General features: G+C 41.8%; 15 protein-coding genes. 9 read left to right on the top strand and 6 right to left on the bottom strand.

Going from position 1 to position 21,869, the window contains the following annotated elements:
• Positions 1 to 7 precede the first annotated feature (7 nt).
• From HMPREF9009_RS04180 to HMPREF9009_RS04170, 3 genes are all read right to left on the bottom strand, one after another.
• A complete protein-coding gene (locus tag HMPREF9009_RS04180) occupies positions 8 to 3,349 on the bottom strand; it encodes a SusC/RagA family TonB-linked outer membrane protein (RefSeq protein WP_049701528.1) in 3,342 nt (1,113 codons plus the stop codon).
• Between the two features lie 39 nt (positions 3,350 to 3,388).
• Complete coding sequence (locus tag HMPREF9009_RS04175) at positions 3,389 to 4,588, bottom strand: FecR domain-containing protein (protein ID WP_008997638.1); 1,200 nt, start codon at positions 4,586 to 4,588, stop codon at positions 3,389 to 3,391.
• 246 nt (positions 4,589 to 4,834) lie between these two features.
• The gene (locus tag HMPREF9009_RS04170; protein ID WP_004307824.1) at positions 4,835 to 5,404 is read right to left on the bottom strand and encodes an RNA polymerase sigma-70 factor; all 570 of its coding nucleotides are present in this window, start codon (positions 5,402 to 5,404) and stop codon (positions 4,835 to 4,837) included.
• Positions 5,405 to 6,764: 1,360 nt separating this feature from the next.
• Here HMPREF9009_RS04170 and mnmG point away from each other — a divergent pair.
• From mnmG to HMPREF9009_RS04115, 7 genes are all read left to right on the top strand, one after another.
• The gene (mnmG, locus tag HMPREF9009_RS04155) at positions 6,765 to 8,651 is read left to right on the top strand and encodes a tRNA uridine-5-carboxymethylaminomethyl(34) synthesis enzyme MnmG (protein WP_049701526.1); all 1,887 of its coding nucleotides are present in this window, start codon (positions 6,765 to 6,767) and stop codon (positions 8,649 to 8,651) included.
• Between the two features lie 50 nt (positions 8,652 to 8,701).
• Positions 8,702 to 9,232 carry an adenine phosphoribosyltransferase gene (locus tag HMPREF9009_RS04150; RefSeq protein ID WP_004313735.1) on the top strand — a complete coding sequence of 177 codons (531 nt, stop codon included), beginning with the start codon at positions 8,702 to 8,704 and terminating at the stop codon, positions 9,230 to 9,232.
• A 69-nt stretch (positions 9,233 to 9,301) separates the two neighbouring features.
• Positions 9,302 to 11,152, top strand: a complete 1,851-nt coding sequence (gene uvrC, locus HMPREF9009_RS04145; protein ID WP_049701525.1) for an excinuclease ABC subunit UvrC — start codon at positions 9,302 to 9,304, stop codon at positions 11,150 to 11,152.
• 245 nt (positions 11,153 to 11,397) lie between these two features.
• Positions 11,398 to 11,850 carry a D-aminoacyl-tRNA deacylase gene (dtd, locus tag HMPREF9009_RS04135; protein WP_004313732.1) on the top strand — a complete coding sequence of 151 codons (453 nt, stop codon included), beginning with the start codon at positions 11,398 to 11,400 and terminating at the stop codon, positions 11,848 to 11,850.
• 39 nt (positions 11,851 to 11,889) lie between these two features.
• Positions 11,890 to 12,228: a nucleotide pyrophosphohydrolase gene (locus tag HMPREF9009_RS04130; protein WP_004313731.1), complete on the top strand. Its 339-nt coding sequence runs from the start codon at positions 11,890 to 11,892 to the stop codon at positions 12,226 to 12,228.
• Complete coding sequence (deoC, locus tag HMPREF9009_RS04125) at positions 12,215 to 13,117, top strand: deoxyribose-phosphate aldolase (protein WP_004313730.1); 903 nt, start codon at positions 12,215 to 12,217, stop codon at positions 13,115 to 13,117. Before HMPREF9009_RS04130 ends, deoC begins: the two co-directional genes overlap by 14 nt.
• Positions 13,118 to 13,515: 398 nt before the next feature.
• Positions 13,516 to 14,196 (top strand): DUF1266 domain-containing protein, encoded by a 681-nt coding sequence (locus HMPREF9009_RS04115; protein WP_049702246.1) that lies wholly within the window; start codon positions 13,516 to 13,518, stop codon positions 14,194 to 14,196.
• Here HMPREF9009_RS04115 and HMPREF9009_RS04110 read toward each other — a convergent pair whose 3' ends face one another.
• Entirely contained in the window at positions 14,197 to 15,171 is a 975-nt protein-coding gene (locus HMPREF9009_RS04110; RefSeq protein ID WP_004313728.1) for a polyprenyl synthetase family protein, read from the bottom strand. It abuts the gene before it with no gap.
• 88 nt (positions 15,172 to 15,259) lie between these two features.
• Here HMPREF9009_RS04110 and polA point away from each other — a divergent pair, with 88 nt between their 5' ends.
• Complete coding sequence (gene polA / locus HMPREF9009_RS04105; protein ID WP_049701523.1) at positions 15,260 to 18,109, top strand: DNA polymerase I; 2,850 nt, start codon at positions 15,260 to 15,262, stop codon at positions 18,107 to 18,109.
• 389 nt (positions 18,110 to 18,498) lie between these two features.
• Positions 18,499 to 18,894 (top strand): DUF3836 domain-containing protein, encoded by a 396-nt coding sequence (locus tag HMPREF9009_RS04095; protein WP_049701521.1) that lies wholly within the window; start codon positions 18,499 to 18,501, stop codon positions 18,892 to 18,894.
• 89 nt (positions 18,895 to 18,983) lie between these two features.
• Here the strand turns inward: HMPREF9009_RS04095 and HMPREF9009_RS04090 are convergent, their stop codons facing one another.
• A complete protein-coding gene (locus HMPREF9009_RS04090; protein WP_049701520.1) occupies positions 18,984 to 19,763 on the bottom strand; it encodes a LytR/AlgR family response regulator transcription factor in 780 nt (259 codons plus the stop codon).
• Complete coding sequence (locus tag HMPREF9009_RS04085; RefSeq protein WP_049701519.1) at positions 19,760 to 21,802, bottom strand: tetratricopeptide repeat-containing sensor histidine kinase; 2,043 nt, start codon at positions 21,800 to 21,802, stop codon at positions 19,760 to 19,762. Before HMPREF9009_RS04085 ends, HMPREF9009_RS04090 begins: the two co-directional genes overlap by 4 nt.
• Positions 21,803 to 21,869: the final 67 nt, after the last annotated feature.

Raw genomic sequence — 21,869 nt, 5'->3', positions numbered from 1 at the left:
GGTATACTTAGAATTGTGCTTTAATAGAGAAATCAACCGTCCATGACTTCGGGTAACTTAAACCTCGCTCCTGACGGATAGAATTCCAGTTAATAAAATCGCGTGTACTTGCTTCCAATCGGAGCATATTCATTCCCAAATACTTCTTTATCCATTCCCGATTGAAATCATAGCTTAAAGTTAATGCACTCAAACGCAGATAAGCCTTATCCTGAACGAAGCGTGAAGTCGGCATAGTGGCACTATCGGCATTTTTAATATCTTTAAACTGCGCAATATCTCCCGGCTGTTTCCATCTGTCGGTCAACACACGCAAGTCTACGTTTTGATATTGTATTCTGGCATTCTCCACCCGATCTACCAAAGTCTGATTATACTCCTGCCCGCCCCATTCGTATTGGAAAGCAGCAAATAAGCTCCATTGTTTATAAGCAGCATTAAATCCGATAGAGCCATTGAATTTAGGTTCAGTATTACCAACAGCCACTTCTTGAGTGGCATTCCATGTGTCGGACACACTACCATCACGGTTTAAGAATATTTCCTTACCTGTAGTAGGATCAATACCCAAAGATTTCACAGCCCAAATGGAAGTAAGTGACTGTCCTTCCTCATATTGAGAAATTGGTACTCCATATTTAGAATTATAGCGGCCATACTCTTCATTCACTATATTCTCATAGAATTCTTTTACTCGCTGATTGTAGGCACGTTGAGAATCAGAAATTTTTAGAATCTTATTCTTGTTGTGTGCCATATTTCCCCATAACGCCACCAACCAGTCACGATTACGGAATACTTCGCCACGTACCTGCAACTCAAATCCCTGATTCAGTACTTCACCCATATTGTCTTTATAACTAGAGAAGCCGGAAGTTTGAGACAGGCTGACATCGTTCACCAAATCAATTGTTTTATCATGATAATAATCTGCATCCACTGTCAAACGCCGATTCAAAAATTGCATTTCAATACCTACATTAAACTTATCAGTCTTTTCCCAAGTCAAGTTGTTATTTCCCAAAGCTTTCAACACTGCGCCAAAACCTGTTGCATACCATTCATCAAAAAGCGCTTCGTACATAGTCGTAGCAGCATAAGCTGGAAAACTAGCTTTACCAGTCCGGCCATACGATGCACGTACCTTCAATTTGTTAACTATCTCATTTCCTTTTAGAAACTCATAATTATGAATGTTCACCCCCAAACCTCCGGAGAAGAACGGTGCCCAGCGTTGCTTGGAGCCAAAATCAGATGACCCATCAAAACGAACAGAGAAATCAGCCAAATAAATATCATTCCATGTATAGTTTCCGGTAGCCCATGCACTGACCATGCGTGAAGTACCTTCGGTACGTGACGGCTTTTCATATATTTCGGCTGCATAATTCGATGAATGGAATTGTCCACTCGGGAATCCGCGGTAATGAACGTTTGTCGCATCTGATGAACCAGAAGATGCCTCCCATGCCACAGACAGATTTAAATTATGTTTATTGAAAGAACGTGTATAATATAAAGCTGCATTTGCATTCCAATTCAAACTATTTCCATCATCCACATAGAGGTCACCCAAGTTATGTCCACCTTCATTAGGAGCAGCCGTGGTTTTTGAAGACAGCGGGTCGATAAACCGTTCTCCACTAGAATATTTACGGTTCACACTAAATTGACCTCTAACAGTCCAGTAATCGGTCAGATACCAATTCAAACTCAAATTATTGGATACTTCATCATAAGCACTCCAAGTATAATTGCCAAGAGTCGCTTCGTATAGTGGGTTGTTAGCCTCGCGTAAATTGCTATTCTTCGAGAAGCTCAACCTTTTTCGCAATGTCCCGTCATCATTATAAGGTGTATCATAGGGTTGCAAAATGGTATAGTCACTAAACGAACCATAAGGCGACTCTTTCGATTTAGAATGAGTGAACGATACAGTGTTCTTCACTTGCAAAGACTTCATACGATAATCCAGAGAGAAACCAACACTATAGCGATCACGTCCTGACCCCTTCATCACACCATTCGCTGCATTGTAAGAAGCATCTACACCCCAACGCAAGTTTTGCGTACCTCCCTCTATAAAGAGGCTGTGTTTATGGTCGAATGCATTTCGTAGAGGCAGTACCATCCAATCAGTATCCACACCACGTTGAATTTGTGCAAATCTCTTATTATAATCAAGAATTTGATTTTCCATGTTACTATTATCGAAAAGTCCGGCAAGGCGTTCCATCTCCAGTTTTTCTGAAGCATTTGCCAGATTATAGTCGCTCAAGTCGGGCATTTCCACCGTACCTGTAAAGTTGTAAGAGACACGCACTTCACCTGGTTTCGGAGTGACGGTAGTGATAACTACCACACCGTTAGCGGCACGCGAACCGTAAATAGCGGTAGCTGCAGCATCTTTTAGGATGGTCATGCTCTCTATGCGGCTGGGATCTAAGTCGTATACCTTTTCGATGCTAACTTCAAATCCATCCATAATGAATGTAGGCAGATTGGGATTATTTTCCAGATTCGATTTAGACAATTGATTCTTATCCAAATCTCTGGTACCTACCCCTGAACGTCCACGAATATACATTTCAGGCAATGCGTTCGGATCGGAACCAAACTGCGTATTGCTCATCAAACGAAAAGAAGGGTCGAATGACTGCATGGCATCCAGAACATTGGTTTGCGATACCTTACGCAACTCATCACCTGTTATTTGGGTAGAACTACCAGTAAAGCTTGATTTACGAACATTGCTATATCCGGTTACAACTACATCCTCTAATGTCTTCACATCATCCAACATAGTAATCTCAAGCATCTTCTTACGTGTAGCATCTACCTGAAGAGTCTGTTTCTTCATACCAATAAAAGAGATTTCCAAAGTCACCTTATCATCCTTAACATCCAAAGTAAACTCACCTTCAATATTAGTAGAAGTACCCGTACGAGTACCTTTTACGATGATGCTGGCTCCTGGAATCGGTTCCTTATTCGAATCAATAACCGTACCACGGATACGATTATCACGCTTCTCGGCCTGCAATTTACGAACAACAACAATACCGTCTTTCACCACATAATCAAATCCCTGGGGATTTAAAATCAACTTTAGAGCGACTTCCCATTTCTCATTTTTTGCATTAATTGATACGGGAGGAACTCCTTTAAACATTTGTGAATTATACAACATATTCACTCCTGTTTGTTTCTTCACTGCATCCAAAACAGTCTCAATAGAGACATTGTGCAGGTTTAAAGTTACCGTCTTATCCTGTGACGGTAGAGCCCATGTGCTAAATGTGCAACACACTGCCACTAAAAAACATAGTAGCCATCGTTTTTCTCTCATAAATTAATGATTAAACTTTACCTAATATTCTATTTATTCTTACTCTTTCATTCCATCGTATATCAGCACTTTCCGGCCACTGATTTTATAAGTCAGATCGCCTGTCAGTTCCAAAGCATCCAAGAAAGAATTGATCGTTCCGTAACGTTTCAAACTGCCACTGTAAGTTATGTCGCGTAGATCCGGTGTTTCATAATAAATCTGTATATCATACCAGCGTTCGAATGTCTCCATAATCTCCCCTAAAGAACGGTTTTTAAAGTTGTACACACCATTTACCCAACCGATATACTCATCCAGATCGACTGTACGTTTCTCTGTGCCATTGGCAGAAACTACTGCTTGTTCACCCGGCTGAAGAGTTACCGTTCCGACATTCGGTGCAGAAAATTGAACTTTTCCATGTACCAATGTAGTGTAACAAACGGAAGCATCGGTATAAGCATTCACATTAAACGCCGTACCAAGCACCATCACTTCGCCAAGATGAGTTTGTACCACAAACGGATGAGATTCATCCTGCACAACCTCAAAATAAGCCTCACCTTCCAGAGCTACAATCCTGCGTTTACCCACAAAGCGTACCGGATAAGTCAACTTAGAACCAGCATTCAAATGAACTGTTGTCCCGTCAGCGAGGACCACAGTATTTTCCCCTCCACGTGGTATGACTAGTTCATTTGATATTACCGGCTTCTCTACGACGCTTTTCTCTGTGTATTGTGTTGTGGCGGTCGGTTTATATGACAGCACTCCTTCCTTATATTTTACCTGAACGCCGTCTACTATTACGTTAACTTCTTTCTTATGTACATCAATAATGCTGCCATCGGGTAAAGTCAATTGTGCCTGTTGAACTCCCGGCTGAATCAATGGTCTGCTTTCCTCTTCAATCGAACCATAATTCGACATATAGAAAGATAAACCGATTACTAAAACAACAGCTGCTGCAACAGACCACCAAATCCGGAAAGCACGAGACTTCTTTATTACCTCCGGTTCCGTTTGTCCGATTTTCTGAAGGAAAGATTCATAGGCTTTCTTTGATGAATAATTTTTATATTCTTCAAATGCAACTCTTAATGTCTCACCATTCTGCAATTGTTCATACACTTTTTGTAAGTCCGGGCATTCCGCCAATCGCTTTTCAAGCTCTTGCTGTTCCGATTCATTAGCTTCTCCTAAAAGAGCTTTCTTCATTAAAGCGGCATCTTGATATACATTTTCGAACTTCTTCATCTTATTTTTCCTTTTTAAATCAAACAACTGTTTAATTTGCTTTATTATAGATATACATAACTCACAGAAAAGGGTGACAAAAAGATGATATTTTTTTGAGATAAGAATATAAAGGAGAGGAATTTAGAGGCAAAAATATAACATTATGTCACAATACAGAAGGAATCAGTTCGTTTTTAACAAAGAAAACAAATCTTAAGTAATCAATAAAAAGATAAAGATGTATCAAATTGACTTTTTATCTTTTTAGAGAAATAAACAAAGAATAATAGAATGAACAGAGTCGCCCAGCCTCTCACGAAGGAATTTATAGCTGCGTGTCTTTTGAGTTTTAACAGTATTGATACTTATTTCTAAACGTTCCGCTATCTCTTCCCATGTATGTCCTTCGATTCTCATTAAGATAATCCGGCGTTGCTCGGACGGAAGTTCTTCGATATAGCAATAGAGTTGCCGGATAATTTCTTCTTTCACCGTCAATGCATAAATCATATCTTCGTCCTCCACGCTTTCTTCTTCGGCTAAAGAATTCAATATGGTATCATGAATTTGATTATTGCGTATATATAATAAGGTATTATTATAGCAGGCACGATAAAGATAATTGGTAAGCTCTTTAATATCAGAAAAGGTACGCTTCCCTTCCCATACAGAAATAAAAACGTCTTGTACCAAATCTTCTACCGCATCGGGGACCGGCAATATCTTTGATACATAAACACATAAGGCAGTATAAAAACGATCGTAGAAATCGCCCCACATCTTTTCATCCTTCCGGTTTACTCCCGCTACTATAGTGTCAATTTTATCGTTCATACTGTCACATTACCTGCGAAAAAAGGAAACAGAATTCATAAAAATCGCCGTAACTACTTACTTTTGCGACATTTACGATTGCAAATATATTGTTTTTTTTCAAAAACGCAGACTTTGCCGGCTTACAAAATAGAAAATAAAAAAGTTCTTTCTCATACATAGAGATTTTTTCACTTTCATCTTTCATCTATCACCAGACTTCTTGAAACAGTTTATTCATAGTACTTTCAAGCATGGTGATAGATTGCCGGTAACCTATCACCTTATCTATCATCTATCACCACCATTTATCGCTCTGATTTCTTGGTTTTTCCCTTCAATTTTACCGGGAATCTTGTCCTATGATAGCTACCAGACTTTATTTTTTTGATTTCAAATATGAGTCAGACAAGAGAAATGCTGACAAAACAATCGTAAGCTATAGAACGGCGATTCGTATCCCACAAGACGACAATCTGTTTCATGCTTTGAAACACTCTGTTTCATTACGGGAAACACTTTGTTTCACACCGAGAAACGAATCGTTTCAAACCTTGAAACAAACTGTTTCAAATAGGGTTGAAACTAATTGGATCCAGGCAAATAACAAATTGCCCCAAAAGAAACTCGAACGAGCTTACCATACAGTTCAAATGAAAAGCAAAAGAAAATAATAGTTGGAAATAAAAGGGTACAAAAAAAGAGCGAATCATTCCGCTCCACCTTTAAAGAATCCCCATAAATGGGATTCTTCTTTTTCTTCATCTTTCATTTACTCTTTACCTGAAAACATCTTTCTCCTAATACCTAATCAAAACAATCTTTTTCCTAAAAACTAATCTTAAAATCTAATACCTTAATTTTATAAACTAATACCTTTTAATTATTACCTTTTTCTAATACCTAAAATATAAGTAGTTTCACAACTACACTGCAAAGGTATAGCTGTTTACGAAAACAGCAAAAGCCATCATGCAAAAAATTACATTCAGACTTATTTTTTTGACTTATGTCAAGACGTAGGGTAGATTTTGAGTGTAAACCTCACGTTTATTCCCACAACAATCCGTCTTTTCAACAAATTTCTCCTTTTTACTCTCTAGTTGCATTCATAATTGAGCGAGCACACAACTAACAAAAAGAAAGCAAAACAGGGAATTTAAAACACAATCTATTACCATTCTATTCAAAAACATACAATCACAAAAGCCAAAAAGCCACCTATTTTCGAACAATCTGCCTATTTCTAACCCAAAATTACGGCGATTTTTTCAGTCAAGCCGGATTCCTCCCCGGATTTTCAGAAGCAAAAACAGCTTGAAGATACAAGTCTCGCAACTTTTCCGTAACTTTGCAGCGTTTGATAATAAATAAGATAGGAATGGATTTTAAGTACGACGTAATTGTAATTGGTGCCGGACATGCTGGTTGTGAAGCAGCGGCAGCCGCTGCTAATTTAGGTTCCAAGACTTGTCTCATCACTATGGACATGAACAAGATTGGGCAGATGAGTTGCAACCCGGCTGTAGGAGGAATCGCCAAAGGACAAATTGTACGTGAAATAGATGCACTGGGTGGACAAATGGGATTGGTGACAGATGAAACAGCCATTCAGTTCCGAATTCTAAACCGTTCGAAAGGCCCTGCCATGTGGAGTCCCCGCGCCCAATGCGACCGGGCTAAGTTCATCTGGTCCTGGCGGGAGAAACTGGAAAATACACCCAACCTTCATATCTGGCAAGATACGGTATGCGAACTGCTCGTTGAAAACGGTGAGGTTACCGGATTGGTCACTGCGTGGGGTGTCACTTTCAAAGCGAAATGCGTTGTGCTCACCGCAGGAACTTTCCTCAACGGACTGATGCACGTAGGTCGCCATCAATTACCGGGAGGAAGAATGGCCGAACCGGCTTCTTATCAATTGACCGAATCCATCGCCCGTCACGGCATCACCTATGGAAGAATGAAAACCGGTACTCCAGTACGAATCGATGCACGCAGCGTTCATTTTGACCAAATGGAAACACAAGCCGGCGAATGTGACTTCCACAAGTTCTCTTTCATGAATACCAGCACGCACCACTTAAAGCAACTTCAATGCTGGACATGCTACACTAATGAAGAAGTACATCGGATTTTGCGCGAAGGTTTGCCCGATTCTCCCCTATTCAACGGACAGATACAAAGTATCGGACCCCGCTATTGCCCGAGCATCGAAACCAAGATTGTTACTTTCCCCGATAAAAACCAGCACCAGTTATTCCTGGAACCGGAAGGAGAAACAACACAAGAGTTATATCTTAACGGATTCTCTTCTTCACTTCCGATGGAAATACAAATTGCGGCACTGAAACAAATCCCGGCTTTCAAAGATCTGGTTATCTATCGTCCGGGATATGCTATCGAATATGATTACTTCGATCCGACCCAATTAAAACATACGTTGGAATCGAAGATTATCAAAAACCTATTCTTTGCCGGACAAGTAAACGGCACTACCGGATATGAGGAAGCAGGAGGACAAGGATTGATAGCCGGCATCAATGCGCATATCAACTGCCACGGCGGAGAAGCATTTACTCTAGCTCGCGACGAAGCATATATTGGCGTATTAATCGACGATTTGGTTACCAAAGGTGTGGATGAGCCCTACCGTATGTTTACCTCCCGTGCAGAATATCGCATTTTGCTTCGCATGGACGATGCAGATATGCGCCTGACAGAAAAAGCATTTAAACTTGGATTGGCAAAGGAAGATCGCTATCAATTGGTAAGAAGCAAGAAAGAAGCTGTGGAACAAATCGTCTCTTTCGCACGCAACTATTCGATGAAACCGGCATTAATTAATGATGCTCTCGAAAAGATAGGAACTACTCCCCTACGTCAGGGATGCAAGTTGATAGAAATTCTAAACCGTCCGCAGGTGACAATTGAGAATATAATAGAACATGTTCCGGCGTTTCAACGGGAACTGGAGAAAGCGACAAGTTCGGATCAAGATCGAAAAGAAGAGATTCTCGAAGCGGCTGAAATTTTAATCAAGTATCAAGGATACATTGACAGAGAACGAATGATTGCTGAAAAGCTGGCACGCTTGGAGAGCATAAAGATCAAAGGAAAATTTGATTATTCCACCATTCAGTCCCTATCCACCGAAGCTCGGCAAAAGTTGGCAAAGATAGATCCGGAGACGATTGCGCAGGCGAGCAGAATTCCGGGAGTCTCTCCAAGTGACATCAACGTACTGCTCGTGCTTTCGGGACGATAGGCGGTAACGTTTCACGTGAAACAAATCATTTAAAGAAACGATATAATTCAATGATTATGAGCAAAGAAACACTAATCAAAAGTATTCGGGAAGTACCCGATTTTCCGATCCCCGGAATCCTATTCTACGATGTCACCACCCTATTCAAAGATCCATGGTGCCTGCAAGAATTATCAAACATCATGTTTGATATGTATAAGGATAAAGGGATCACCAAAGTAGTAGGAATAGAATCAAGGGGCTTCATCATGGGACCGATTTTAGCCACCCGCCTGAACGCCGGTTTCATTCCTATCCGCAAGCCCGGCAAGCTCCCTGCAGAAACGATTGAAGAAAGCTATGACAAGGAATACGGAAAGGACACCGTGCAAATTCACAAAGACGCACTGGATGAGAATGACGTAGTTCTATTACACGACGACTTGCTGGCAACAGGAGGCACAATGAAAGCGGCTTGTGAATTGGTGAAAAGATTAAAGCCTAAAAAGGTATATGTAAACTTCATCATCGAACTGAAAGAACTGAATGGAAAATCAGTATTCGGAGACGACGTAGAAGTAGAATCGGTATTGACTTTATAAAGGATTTGCATCTATTTGCAGCGAATATGTCAAAAGTAAGCAGCTAGCGATCTCTCATACCTAACGATTATGAATGTAGAACCGGAAAGCAAAAGCAAAACCAATGAATATCTGAAAGGGATTGTAGCCAACCTTCCCGAGAAACCGGGTATTTACCAATACCTGAATACGGAAGGAACGATTATATACGTTGGAAAGGCAAAAAATCTAAAGAAAAGAGTCTATTCTTATTTCAGCAAAGAGCATGAGCCGGGAAAGACACGAGTACTGGTCAGTAAAATCGCTGATATTCGCTATATCGTAGTCAACACAGAAGAAGATGCGTTATTGCTGGAGAATAATCTGATAAAGAAATATAAGCCGCGCTACAACGTTCTGTTAAAGGACGACAAGACCTACCCTTCTATTTGCGTGCAGAATGAATACTTTCCGAGAGTCTTCAAAACAAGAAAGGTTATCAGGAACGGCTCCTCTTATTATGGCCCGTACAGTCACATTCCATCAATGTATGCGGTATTGGACCTGATAAAGCATTTATATCCCTTGCGCACATGCAATTTAAACCTAAGTCCGGAAAACATACGGGCGGGCAAATTTAATGTATGTCTGGAATATCATATAAAAAACTGCGCCGGGCCATGCATCGGTCTGCAATCACAGGAGGATTATCTCAAAAACATAGATGAAATCAAAGAAATCCTGAAAGGGAATACACAAGATATCAGTCGTATGTTGCTGGAAAGGATGCAGACGTTGGCTAGCGAAATGAAGTTTGAAGAGGCGCAGAAAGTGAAAGAGAAATATCTTCTGATAGAGAGTTACCGCTCCAAATCAGAGGTAGTAAGCTCCGTATTGCACAATATCGATGTATTCTCAATCGAAGAAGACGAGTCGAACTCTGCTTTCATCAATTATCTGCACATCACAAACGGCGCCATCAATCAGGCTTTCACGTTCGAATATAAAAAGAAGCTGAACGAATCAAAAGAGGAACTTTTGACGCTTGGTATTATTGAAATGCGGGAACGCTATAAAAGCCAGTCCAGAGAGATTATAGTGCCTTTTGAACTCGATTTGGAGTTAAACAATATCGTATTTACCGTTCCACAGCGGGGAGATAAGAAGAAATTGCTGGATCTTTCGGTTCTAAACGTGAAACAGTACAAGGCCGACCGCCTAAAACAGGCGGAAAAGCTGAATCCGGAACAAAGGAGTATGCGTTTAATGAAAGAAATTCAGCAAGAATTGCATTTGGAAAGGCCGCCGCTGCAAATCGAGTGTTTTGATAACTCAAACATACAGGGTTCTGATGCCGTGGCAGCTTGTGTTGTATTTAAGAAGGCCAAGCCATCAAAGAAAGATTACCGGAAATACAATATAAAGACGGTTGTAGGGCCTGATGACTATGCTTCCATGAAAGAGGTCGTCAGAAGGCGTTATCAACGCGCTATCGAAGAGAATTCTCCTCTACCCGACCTGATTATCACTGATGGTGGAAAAGGTCAAATGGAGGTCGTCAGAGAAGTCGTTGAAGACGAACTGAATCTGGCTATTCCTATTGCCGGACTGGCAAAGGATAACCGCCACCGCACATCGGAACTGCTTTTTGGATTTCCTCCGCAGACGATTGGCATCAAACAGCAAAGCCCATTATTCCGTCTGCTGACACAGATTCAGGATGAAGTACACCGTTTTGCTATTAGTTTCCATCGTGATAAACGCAGCAAAAGACAAGTTGCGTCCGCACTGGATAATATCAAAGGTATCGGAGAAAAGACAAAAACAGCACTTTTGAAAGAGTTTAAGAGCGTAAAACGAATAAAAGAAGCCTCTTTTGAGGAGATTGCCGTTATCATCGGAGAAGCGAAAGCCAAGACCGTAAAAGAGGGATTAAGCAATGAATCATCAAAAAATGAATAAGAAGCCGGCGGAGTGGAGCCAGTTATCTTCCTATCATTTTTAGGCGCGGATTACACAGATTGCACGGATTTCACGGTTAAATTACTAAAAACCGCGTTATCCGTGCAATCTGTGTAATCCGTGCCTAAATAATAAGCCATTAAAGCTTTCGGCAAAACCTTATAATATTTTCCTGTCAACACACCGTTTTCTCTTTCGAATTTTGTAAATTTGCCTTTCCTAACCACGAAATAGAATAAATAACAATGCGAATAGTTATACAACGGGTAAGCCATGCGTCAGTAACCATTGAAGGACACTGCAAATCGTCCATCGGAAAAGGGATGCTGATATTAGTTGGCATCGAAGAATCAGACGGGCAGGAAGACATCGACTGGCTCTGCAAAAAGATAGTAAATCTACGTATCTTCGACGATGAAAATGGGGTGATGAACAAGTCTATTTTAGAAGATGGAGGCGAAATTTTAGTTATCAGCCAGTTCACGCTACACGCTTCTACCAAAAAGGGAAATCGCCCCTCCTACATCAAAGCTGCCAAACCGGATATCTCTATCCCACTCTACGAGCAATTCTGCAAAGATTTAAGCGGTGCACTGGGAAAAGAAATAGGCACAGGAATCTTCGGAGCAGACATGAAAGTTGAACTTTTAAACGACGGTCCTGTTACTATATGCATGGATACCAAAAACAAAGAATAGATATTCCATACTAATCATTAATCACTAATCATTAAAAAAATGACTCTGGAAGAAGCACAGAAACAAGTGGACCAATGGGTGAAAACATACGGTGTCCGCTACTTCAGCGAGTTGACCAATATGGTAGTCCTGACGGAAGAAGTAGGAGAACTGGCCCGTGTCATGGCCCGCAAATATGGCGACCAATCCTTCAAGGAAGGAGAAAAAGACAACATAGATGAAGAGATAGCAGACGTCTTATGGGTGCTTCTCTGCATCGCCAACCAGACGGGAGTAGACATCACTGACGCTTTCCGGAAAAGCATGGAAAAGAAAACGAAACGAGATAATAAAAGACATATCAACAACCCAAAACTGAAAGATCATGGAAGAGAATAACTCACAGCCCAACAAGTACAAGGCCGCATTGGCAAAGTATAATACCAATCTGAGCGATGCAGATATTCAAGCTCGCGTAGCTGAATTGATTGAGAAAAAAGTGCCGGAGAACAACACGGAAGACGTTAAGAAATTCCTGTTCAACTGCATTGATCTGACCACCCTGAACAGTACGGACAGCGACGAAAGCGTGATGCACTTTACTGAAAAAGTCAATCAGTTTGACGACGAATATCCTGATCTGAAAAACGTAGCAGCCATCTGTGTGTACCCCAACTTTGCAGCCATCGTTAAAAACACGCTGGAAGTAGACGGAGTCAATATCGCCTGTGTATCAGGAGGTTTCCCCTCTTCACAGACATTCATTGAAGTGAAAGTGGCAGAAACAGCACTGGCCATTGCAGACGGTGCAGACGAAATAGATATTGTGATTTCCATCGGCAAGTTCCTTAGCGGAGACTACGAAGGAATGTGCGAAGAAATACAGGAACTAAAAGAAGTTTGCAAGGAACACCACCTTAAAGTAATCCTCGAAACAGGCGCATTAAAGAGTGCTTCCAACATCAAGAAAGCCTCTATCCTATCCATGTATTCGGGCGCAGACTTCATCAAGACATCTACCGGAAAGCAGCAGCCTGCCGCAACGCCGGAAGCCGCTTACGTGATGTGTGAAGCTATCAAAGAATACTATCAGAAGACAGGAAACAAGATTGGGTTCAAACCGGCAGGTGGTATCAACACCGTTAACGATGCGATTATTTACTACACTATTGTAAAAGAACTATTAGGTGAAGAATGGCTGGATAATCAACTGTTCCGCTTGGGAACCAGCCGTTTAGCCAACCTCCTCCTTTCCGACATCAAAGGCGAAGAAATCAAGTTCTTCTAAAAATTAAAGGCTACATTAGCAATCAAATACGCCTTACCGCGCGACTCCCGTATCACGGGAATCGACGCGGTATTTTTTATTTAAGAAAAACTAAAGATAGTTACTGGGCAATTCGGAAAAATAATTATCTTTGTAAATGGTTTAGCGATGAAAATATAGCTAATTAGTTATATTAGAGAACGTTTCATTTATTACCAGTTCCTGGAATTCGGCAAAATTCAAAGTTATGAATGGTAATAAGCAAACGGGTCTCACGCACCTTCATGTATATAATTTTGTTATATATCGAATGGAGCGTGGGACTGTTGCTTGTATACTCATAACGGCTTGCCGAAGCCTCAGGAAAATACATGGCAACAGTTCTCACGCTTTTCATGAACTTTATGGAGGTATTAAGGATGGACGCTTACACGAGAACCTTACGATTCAATCACAACCCTCTGAATCTCATCCTCGGAACAGAGAAAAAGAAGGGACTACGCATCGGTTATATGGAAGCTGGACTGCAAGGCTTCTATCTCAACTCCATGGAGACCGGAGTCCATCCGCAAAAGCTATCCAGACTGCTGACAGAAGAGTTCCACTGCACCGATACCGAGTCCGTCACCGGATTATTCCAGTTCCTGATTAACGAAGGAGACAGGGTCTCCTACCAGATTATGCTCCCCTATCTGCTCTCCACAGAGAACATCAACGAGTTCGAAAGTATCATCCAAAAGCGCTTTTTCGGAGTAAAACGCTTCATTCAGCAAGGAAAGAATCTATACAAATTCGTGAAATATACAGAGGAAAGAAGAGACCCGATTATATGGATAAATGACTTAGAAAAAGGGATTATCGGATGGGACATGGGATTGCTTGTCAGCTTGGCGCGCGCCTCCCAAACATGCGGGCACATCAGCAAGGAACAAGCCTGGAAGTACATAGAACAAGCAGCCCAATTATGTTCGTTAGATCTTCATACAGCTGAAGAAATAGACAAGAGTTTCCTTTTAGGAAAAGCGATGAAATCGGGAAAGATAGAAGATTGGGATCGATTATTATCGTGCTATTCACTTCTGGGCAAGCACAGGAAGTAACTATTTTTCGCGGTCTACCACGTAATCCAAGTAAGCCCGGAGGGCTACACAAATATCAGATTCCGGCAAAGAAGCCAGTAAATCAAAAGCCTTTTGCTTATAGATATTCATCGTCTGAACGGCATATTCAATGCCCCCGTTTTCTTTGATAAACGAGATCAAATGGGCAATTTCATCGAGAGTAGCTGCACCCTCCTTTACCTTGATTGCCAATTCCTGCGCCTCATCGTTTTTTGTCGTGTTCAATACATACAAAGCGGGCAATGTCAGTTTACCTTCAAGCATATCATTACCTGTCGGTTTGCCAATCTCTCTATTATCAAAGTAATCGAAAATATCATCTTTTATCTGAAAGCAGATACCAATATATTCGCCCAACAAACGAGCTAGTTCGGCTTCTCCCTCCCCTACACCTACCGAAAAAGCGGCAGCTTTCGTACAGGCAGCAAAAAGAGCGGCAGTCTTCTTACGGATTACATCAAAGTAAACCTCCTCAGAAAAGCTATGATTACTTACATTTGAAAGCTGAAGCAACTCGCCGTCAGCAAGATCCTGCCCAAGAGTAGACACCAGTTGAATAATGCGGTGGCTGTTCGTCAGTTCGGCATGCACCAAACTGGTTGCCAGCAGATAGTCGCCCGTCAATACGGCTACTTTATTATTAAAGATAGCATTCACCGAGAGTTGTCCACGGCGTTCGGTACTTTCATCCACGACGTCGTCATGCACCAAACTGGCTGTATGAAGGAGTTCCAATGAAACAGCTGCATGAAGAGTGGAAGGACATACAGCACCATAAAGACGTGCCACCAGCAAAACAAGAATAGGACGCATCATCTTACCATTCCTCTGCCGTATGTGAGATACGACACTATCGAGCAATGCATTTGAACTGGAGAGAGAACTATCAAAAAGTTCTTTGAAGTCTCTTAGTTCTGCTTCAATCGGAGTTCTGATGAGTGAGATGCTGTCCATTAATTACACAATTTGAGCACAAAAGTAATAATAAAACGCTGAATACCGTATTTTTTTGTACTTTTACCATGAAAAATTAATTAAATCTATGGATTCAAGTAATAAATTATTTCTTTTAGACGCTTATGCACTGATATACCGGGCGTATTACGCCTTTATTAAGAACCCAAGAATCAATTCCAAAGGATTCAACACTTCAGCTATACTGGGTTTTGTAAACACCCTCGAAGAAGTGCTGAAAAAAGAGAATCCCACTCATATAGGAGTAGCCTTCGACCCTGCAGGACCTACCTTCCGCCACGAAGCTTTCGAACAATATAAAGCGCAGCGTGAAGAAACTCCGGAAGCGATCCGTCTTTCCGTACCTATTATAAAGGATATTATTCGTGCTTACCGCATCCCTATTCTGGAAGTTGCAGGCTACGAAGCCGACGACGTGATAGGTACGCTTGCCACCGAAGCCGGCCGCCAAGGTATCACCACCTATATGATGACTCCCGACAAAGATTACGGACAGTTGGTAAGCGACAAGGTATTTATGTACCGTCCCAAGCACACAGGAGGTTTCGAAGTGATGGGTGTTGAAGAAGTGAAAGCCAAGTTTGACATTCAGTCTCCGGCACAAGTGATTGACATGCTCGGACTGATGGGAGACTCTTCGGATAATATCCCCGGATGTCCCGGAGTAGGAGAAAAGACTGCTCAAAAACTGATTTCCGAATTCGGAAGCATCGAAAATTTATTAGAGCATACCGACCAACTGAAAGGTGCACTGAAAACAAAAGTGGAAACGAACCGGGAAATGATTACTTTCTCGAAATTCCTCGCCACGATTAAAATCGATGTGCCCATCCAACTTGAAATGGATTCTCTTGTCCGCGAAGAAGCAGACGAAGATTCACTTCGCAGTATTTTCGAAGAACTGGAATTTAGAACGCTCATCGATCGGGTACTAAAAAAAGAGGTTTCCGGAAATGGAATAACCTCCACTCCCGGAAGCAAAGTAGCCACCGGAAAAAGCGCCCCCTCTCCTCTTCCACTTTTCCCCGAAGAAGGAGGCGGAATACAAGGCGATTTGTTTGCGAATTTCACGCCCAATGAGCCGGATGAAGCAAAAAAATCGAATCTAGAGACGTTAGAATCGCAGCCACACAACTATCAACTCATTGATACAGAGGAGAAAAGAAGAGTAATCATTCAAAAGTTACTTACATCAAAAATTCTCTCGTTAGATACGGAAACCACCGGAACCGAACCAATGGATGCCGAATTGGTCGGAATGAGTTTTTCCATTGCCGAAAATGAAGCATTTTATGTTCCTGTTCCATCAGATCGGGACGAAGCGTTAAAAATCGTAAAAGAGTTCCGCCCGGTCTTCGAAAATGAGAATTCGTTAAAAGTCGGACAGAATATCAAGTACGATATGATCGTTCTTCAAAATTATGGTGCAGTAGTAAAAGGTCCGCTTTTCGATACGATGATCGCTCACTATGTTCTTCAACCGGAGCTTCGTCATGGTATGGATTACCTGGCAGAAATTTATCTGCATTATCAGACCATCCATATTGACGAACTGATAGGCCCCAAAGGAAAGAATCAGAAGAACATGCGCGACCTCGACCCGAAAGATGTATATCTGTACGCTTGCGAAGATGCGGACATCACTCTGAAATTGAAAAACGTATTGGAGAAAGAGCTGAAAGAGAATGACGCCGAACGTTTATTCTATGATATAGAAATGCCTCTTGTTCCGGTATTAGTCAATATCGAACGGAACGGAGTATTGCTGGACACGGAAGCACTGCAACAATCATCCGCTCATTTCACCGCCCAGATGGAGCAAATCGAAAAAGAAATCTACGAACTGGCCGGTGAGACCTTCAACATCGCTTCACCCAAGCAAGTCGGCGAAGTCTTGTTTGACAAGCTGAAGATTATAGAAAAAGCAAAAAAGACCAAGACCGGGCAGTATGTCACCTCGGAAGAAGTGCTCGAAAGCCTCCGGCATAAACATCCTGTGGTAGAAAAGATTCTGGAACATCGCGGACTGAAAAAGCTATTGGGCACGTATATCGATGCGCTTCCCCTACTTATCAACCCACGCACAGGAAGGGTGCATACCTCTTTCAACCAGACTGTAACCGCTACGGGACGCCTTAGCTCAAGTAACCCGAATTTACAGAATATCCCTATCCGCGACGAGAATGGAAAAGAAATCCGTAAAGCATTCATCCCCGATGAAGGCTGCCTCTTCTTCTCTGCCGACTATTCGCAGATCGAATTGCGTATTATGGCACACCTTAGCGAGGATAAGAATATGATTGATGCTTTCCTTAGCAACCACGATATTCATGCTGCCACCGCTGCCAAAATCTATAAGATTGATCTGAAAGATGTAGATTCCGACATGCGCCGTAAAGCCAAGACTGCCAATTTCGGTATCATCTATGGCATATCCGTATTTGGTCTTGCCGAACGGATGAATGTAGACCGCAAAGAAGCCAAAGAACTAATCGACGGTTACTTTGAAACTTATCCGGGAGTGAAAGCCTATATGGACAAAAGTATTCAGGTGGCCCAGGAAAAAGGTTATGTAGAAACAATTTTCCACCGGAAACGCTTCTTGCCGGACATCAACTCCCGCAATGCCGTTGTACGCGGATATGCGGAACGAAATGCCATCAACGCCCCTATCCAGGGAAGTGCGGCAGATATTATAAAAGTAGCAATGGCACGTATCTATCAACGGTTCCAGGCCGAAGGAATACAAGCCAAAATGATCCTACAAGTACATGACGAATTAAACTTCAGCGTTCCTGTCAATGAAAAAGAGCGTGTAGAAGAAATTGTCATCGAAGAAATGGAGAAAGCATACCGCATGCACGTCCCCTTGAAAGCAGATTGCGGATGGGGCAAAAACTGGCTTGAGGCACATTAAACCATCAAGTGGATAAAGGCCACCTCAATAAGGAATTGCTATCTTTTAGATACTAATTGCGCAGGGAGACTCCACCCTATCCGGGGTTTCCGCTTACAAAATAGAAGCAAGTATAGATAATAACATTATTTAACTCATTATCCAGAAAGCTAGAAAAAGGAATCCTTTTTCGACGAAGTGATTCATTCTATATCCGGCAGATTGACTGCCGGATATTTTTTTGTCACCAATCTTGGCAAAAAGCAACCTATCCTCCGCCCCACCCATTGACATTTTGACAATATTTCATCTTCTAAAATGCATAAATACCAAATTAATATGTAGATTTGCAGCGTAAAACCAATACATTTGATAGACAAATGAAAGTATAACTCAAAACTTAAATAGCCATGAAAGCAAAAGTATCTTTAAAAATGTTCGTTTTATCTGCAGCTCTTCTTGTTGTATCGCTTGCTACTTCTGCACGTAGCTACGACAATCAATTGATTTATAATCCAATCGAAGAGAATGGTATGACAGTAGGACAGACCGTTTACAAAATGGACGGAAACACACTTGCCAACTACATGAAGTACAACTACAAGTACGATGACAATAAACGTATGATTGAAAGCGAAGCCTTAAAGTGGAATAACAACAAGGACGAATGGGAAAAAGACCTACGCATCAACTATACGTATGAAGGCAAGACCGTTACTACCAATTATTATAAATGGAACGCTAAAAAACAAGCCTATATACTGGTACCCGAAATGACTGTTACGATGGATAATACAAATATGTAACATAAACTCTCTCTCATTCTAATATTCTAACAAAAAAGATACGCCGCTTCTGCTGAAGAAGTGGCGTATTGCAATTTATAAGGTCTACATTACAAAACAAAAAAACGCTCTTGCAGTTCTTTCAGATAACTTCGAGAAATCATCAGATCGTTTTTATCGTGAAAAGGCGGATAGAGTTGACAACACTTACCATCAACCATTGCCAAATAATTAACATTTACAATAGCCGATTGGCTAATCTGCACAAAAGCTTGTGAATAACTGATAATATCTTCTGCTTTTGTATTCCGCTTCAAATTCAGGCGAGTCTGATTGAACAAGACTACCTGCCATTGACGTTTGTCTTTCAGATACTCAAAAAAGCCGATTTCTTCCAGGCGTAAAAGCTTGAAACCCGTCACTGTGCTAATCATAAACATGCCTTGTTGTGGCATTAATGCACTGATAGAAGAGGCAAAAGAAGGCAAAAGAGGAAGCGCAGCAGAGGTCATTGCCTTCCGGTAACGCTCCATAATCACTTTCAGGTCTTCCGCCTCAAAAGGCTTTAACAGGAAGTCGAAAGCCGACTCACGCAATGCCTGAAGCAAGTATTTATCATAAGAGGTGTAAAACACCACCTTCATATCCCACAAAATATCCTCTCTAATTTCACTTAGCAGGTTAAGCCCCAATGTATCCGGAAGCTCCACATCGAGAAACAATAAATCCGGATGCAACTCCATAATCATCTTTTTACCCTTTGCACCATTCCCTGCAATTCCTTTTACTTCAAATTCACGATAGGGCTCTAACTCGCGGCGCAAAGCATCAATCGCTGTACGTTCATCGTCAACGATGACTACCTTATACTTTTCTTCTGTCTCCATCATAAATCATAAGAAAAACGAAACGGGATATATACCGACACTTCCGTACCGGTTTGTCCATCGCTTCTGTTGGTTATATTAAAACGTATTTTATCACTCTTGTTCTTTGTATTCAGTAATTGAATGGTCTGATACAACACTTTCAATCCTGTACCAGTACCCTGTGTGGCGGAAACTACCTGCGGGAGATACCCGCGTCCGTTGTCGGTAACCGTTATACGAATCCCATTTGTTTCACGGGAAACATATACACTTAGTTCCTTTTTTCCGTCCTTTCCCGCCAGTCCATGCTTAATCGCATTTTCTACCGGAATTTGTACAATCATAGAAGGAATCATGATGCGGGTTGCATCCAATCCGTCCTCCACTGTGACCGTCGCTACAAAATCCTCCCCCACACGTCCACGCTCCAATTCGATGTATGTACGCACGAAATCCAGTTCGTCTTGCAAAGATACACTCAACTTCTCGGTCAGTTCGAGGCTCCGACGAAGATACTTCACCAGCTCCATCAGATTATGTTTCACTTCTTCCGAGCCGTTAAACTGGTTGATTTCACGTCCCAATACATTAAAAGTGAAATGAGGAGAAATACGGCTCCGCAAGTTCTCCATGCGAACCCGGTTGATTTGCTGGAAGAAACGCTGACGAAGAAACTCCCTCTTTTTACGCATATACCAGACCACCACCACTACTCCCGCCACAAGCAGCACGCAGACAAGCACCCAGATAAATACGCTCAATTTGAGCACCCTCATCTCTCCTGCCTGTCGCTGAATCTGCATTTCTTTACGAAGCACGATTGTATCTTGCCGGTAGCGCATATCCAGTTCGGCAACACGCATCTGTACTCGTTCGCTACGAATAGAATCATCCAGATGACAATCGCGTTTCAGATACTCATAGGCATGACGGTAATCACCAATCTGTTCAAAATAATGTTGTAGATACTGATTGCGTATAGTCAGCATATTGGCGTCAAGATGACCGACAGGAGCAGTCCGGGCAATCATTGTTTTCGCTTGAGCTATATTTCCTTTCTTCAATGCCAGTTCAATCATCTGGGTTTCGATGTAATGTACGGCCGAGTTATGCTGTATATCGGAGAAGAATCGATAACTCTCGTCCAGACAGACCTGTGCGGAGTCCAGTTTGTCAGTCAACAGGTACAGTTCTCCCAGGTTTACTTTGATAAAATTCTGTTCAAACACCATCTGCGGATAAGAAGAGACGAGCACATTGGCCCTGCGCATATATTTCAAGGCTTCTTGATAGTCTTTCCGGTAATAATAATGATTACCGCGATTGTTGAGATAAGTCCATCGTTCGCTCACGTTCATCTCATCGAAATACTGTCCGGCCAATTCATAGTAATGATTGGATAAATCGAAATCCCGCAGCTCCATATAGGTTTGCCCTAATCCGTAGTAGACAGGGAATTTCGCGTGCTCGGACAAGTTTAGCGAATCACAGAGAAACAGGGCACGACGATAATACGAAGCAGTGTGTGCCAAGTCACTGCGATGCAGGTAGGCATCAGCAGTATTGATACAAATATCCGGGAGCAGGTGTAGTTTCTTTCCTTTCAGGCGATATTCGTAGGCTTTCTTATAGTCGGTAATTGCAGAATCAGGGCGGTTCAGTTGCATCCACACGTTGCCTTCGATATTATAAACATCGGATAATACATCATTCCATTGGGGAGATTGGAGAGATTGGGAAGCATTGCGGGAAAATTCCTTTACCCGACGGTTGTAATAGAGTATAGAATCAAAATCGGAAGAGACAAAGAATGTTTTCCCATAAAGGGCAAGCAGACGATAGTAGACCTGGGAATCTTGCGCCTGTGTCAGTGCGTCAAGCACCTGTGAGCGGGAATAATGCACATTGGAAAACAAAGAATCCTGTATACGAACTTCCAGAGAATCAACCAACACCTGTTCGCACGAAGAGTTATTGCGGTATCTATCAGCATATCCGCAACTCAACAACATCAACAACCCCAACAGTCCAAATAGTTTCATAGCAGTCTTCCGATTCATCAGTCCCCTTATTCATGTCATGTTTTGAATGTGACAAAAATACATTATTTATCCTGAATCCCAGCGA

Origin of the sequence: Bacteroides sp. 3_1_13, from assembly GCF_001185845.1 — a bacterium.
Classification (GTDB): domain Bacteria; phylum Bacteroidota; class Bacteroidia; order Bacteroidales; family Bacteroidaceae; genus Bacteroides; species Bacteroides xylanisolvens.
This window is presented reverse-complemented; position numbering and strand designations above follow the sequence as displayed.

Bases quoted from the DNA above. Each gene is read 5' to 3' on its own strand.
- HMPREF9009_RS04180 (WP_049701528.1), bottom strand. From the start codon at position 3,349: ATGAGAGAAAAACGATGGCTACTATGTTTTTTAGTGGCAGTGTGTTGC.
- HMPREF9009_RS04175 (WP_008997638.1), bottom strand. From the start codon at position 4,588: ATGAAGAAGTTCGAAAATGTATATCAAGATGCCGCTTTAATGAAGAAA.
- HMPREF9009_RS04170 (WP_004307824.1), bottom strand. From the start codon at position 5,404: ATGAACGATAAAATTGACACTATAGTAGCGGGAGTAAACCGGAAGGAT.
- mnmG (WP_049701526.1), top strand. From the start codon at position 6,765: ATGGATTTTAAGTACGACGTAATTGTAATTGGTGCCGGACATGCTGGT.
- HMPREF9009_RS04150 (WP_004313735.1), top strand. From the start codon at position 8,702: ATGATTATGAGCAAAGAAACACTAATCAAAAGTATTCGGGAAGTACCC.
- uvrC (WP_049701525.1), top strand. From the start codon at position 9,302: ATGAATGTAGAACCGGAAAGCAAAAGCAAAACCAATGAATATCTGAAA.
- dtd (WP_004313732.1), top strand. From the start codon at position 11,398: ATGCGAATAGTTATACAACGGGTAAGCCATGCGTCAGTAACCATTGAA.
- HMPREF9009_RS04130 (WP_004313731.1), top strand. From the start codon at position 11,890: ATGACTCTGGAAGAAGCACAGAAACAAGTGGACCAATGGGTGAAAACA.
- deoC (WP_004313730.1), top strand. From the start codon at position 12,215: ATGGAAGAGAATAACTCACAGCCCAACAAGTACAAGGCCGCATTGGCA.
- HMPREF9009_RS04115 (WP_049702246.1), top strand. From the start codon at position 13,516: ATGGACGCTTACACGAGAACCTTACGATTCAATCACAACCCTCTGAAT.
- HMPREF9009_RS04110 (WP_004313728.1), bottom strand. From the start codon at position 15,171: ATGGACAGCATCTCACTCATCAGAACTCCGATTGAAGCAGAACTAAGA.
- polA (WP_049701523.1), top strand. From the start codon at position 15,260: ATGGATTCAAGTAATAAATTATTTCTTTTAGACGCTTATGCACTGATA.
- HMPREF9009_RS04095 (WP_049701521.1), top strand. From the start codon at position 18,499: ATGAAAGCAAAAGTATCTTTAAAAATGTTCGTTTTATCTGCAGCTCTT.
- HMPREF9009_RS04090 (WP_049701520.1), bottom strand. From the start codon at position 19,763: ATGATGGAGACAGAAGAAAAGTATAAGGTAGTCATCGTTGACGATGAA.
- HMPREF9009_RS04085 (WP_049701519.1), bottom strand. From the start codon at position 21,802: ATGAATCGGAAGACTGCTATGAAACTATTTGGACTGTTGGGGTTGTTG.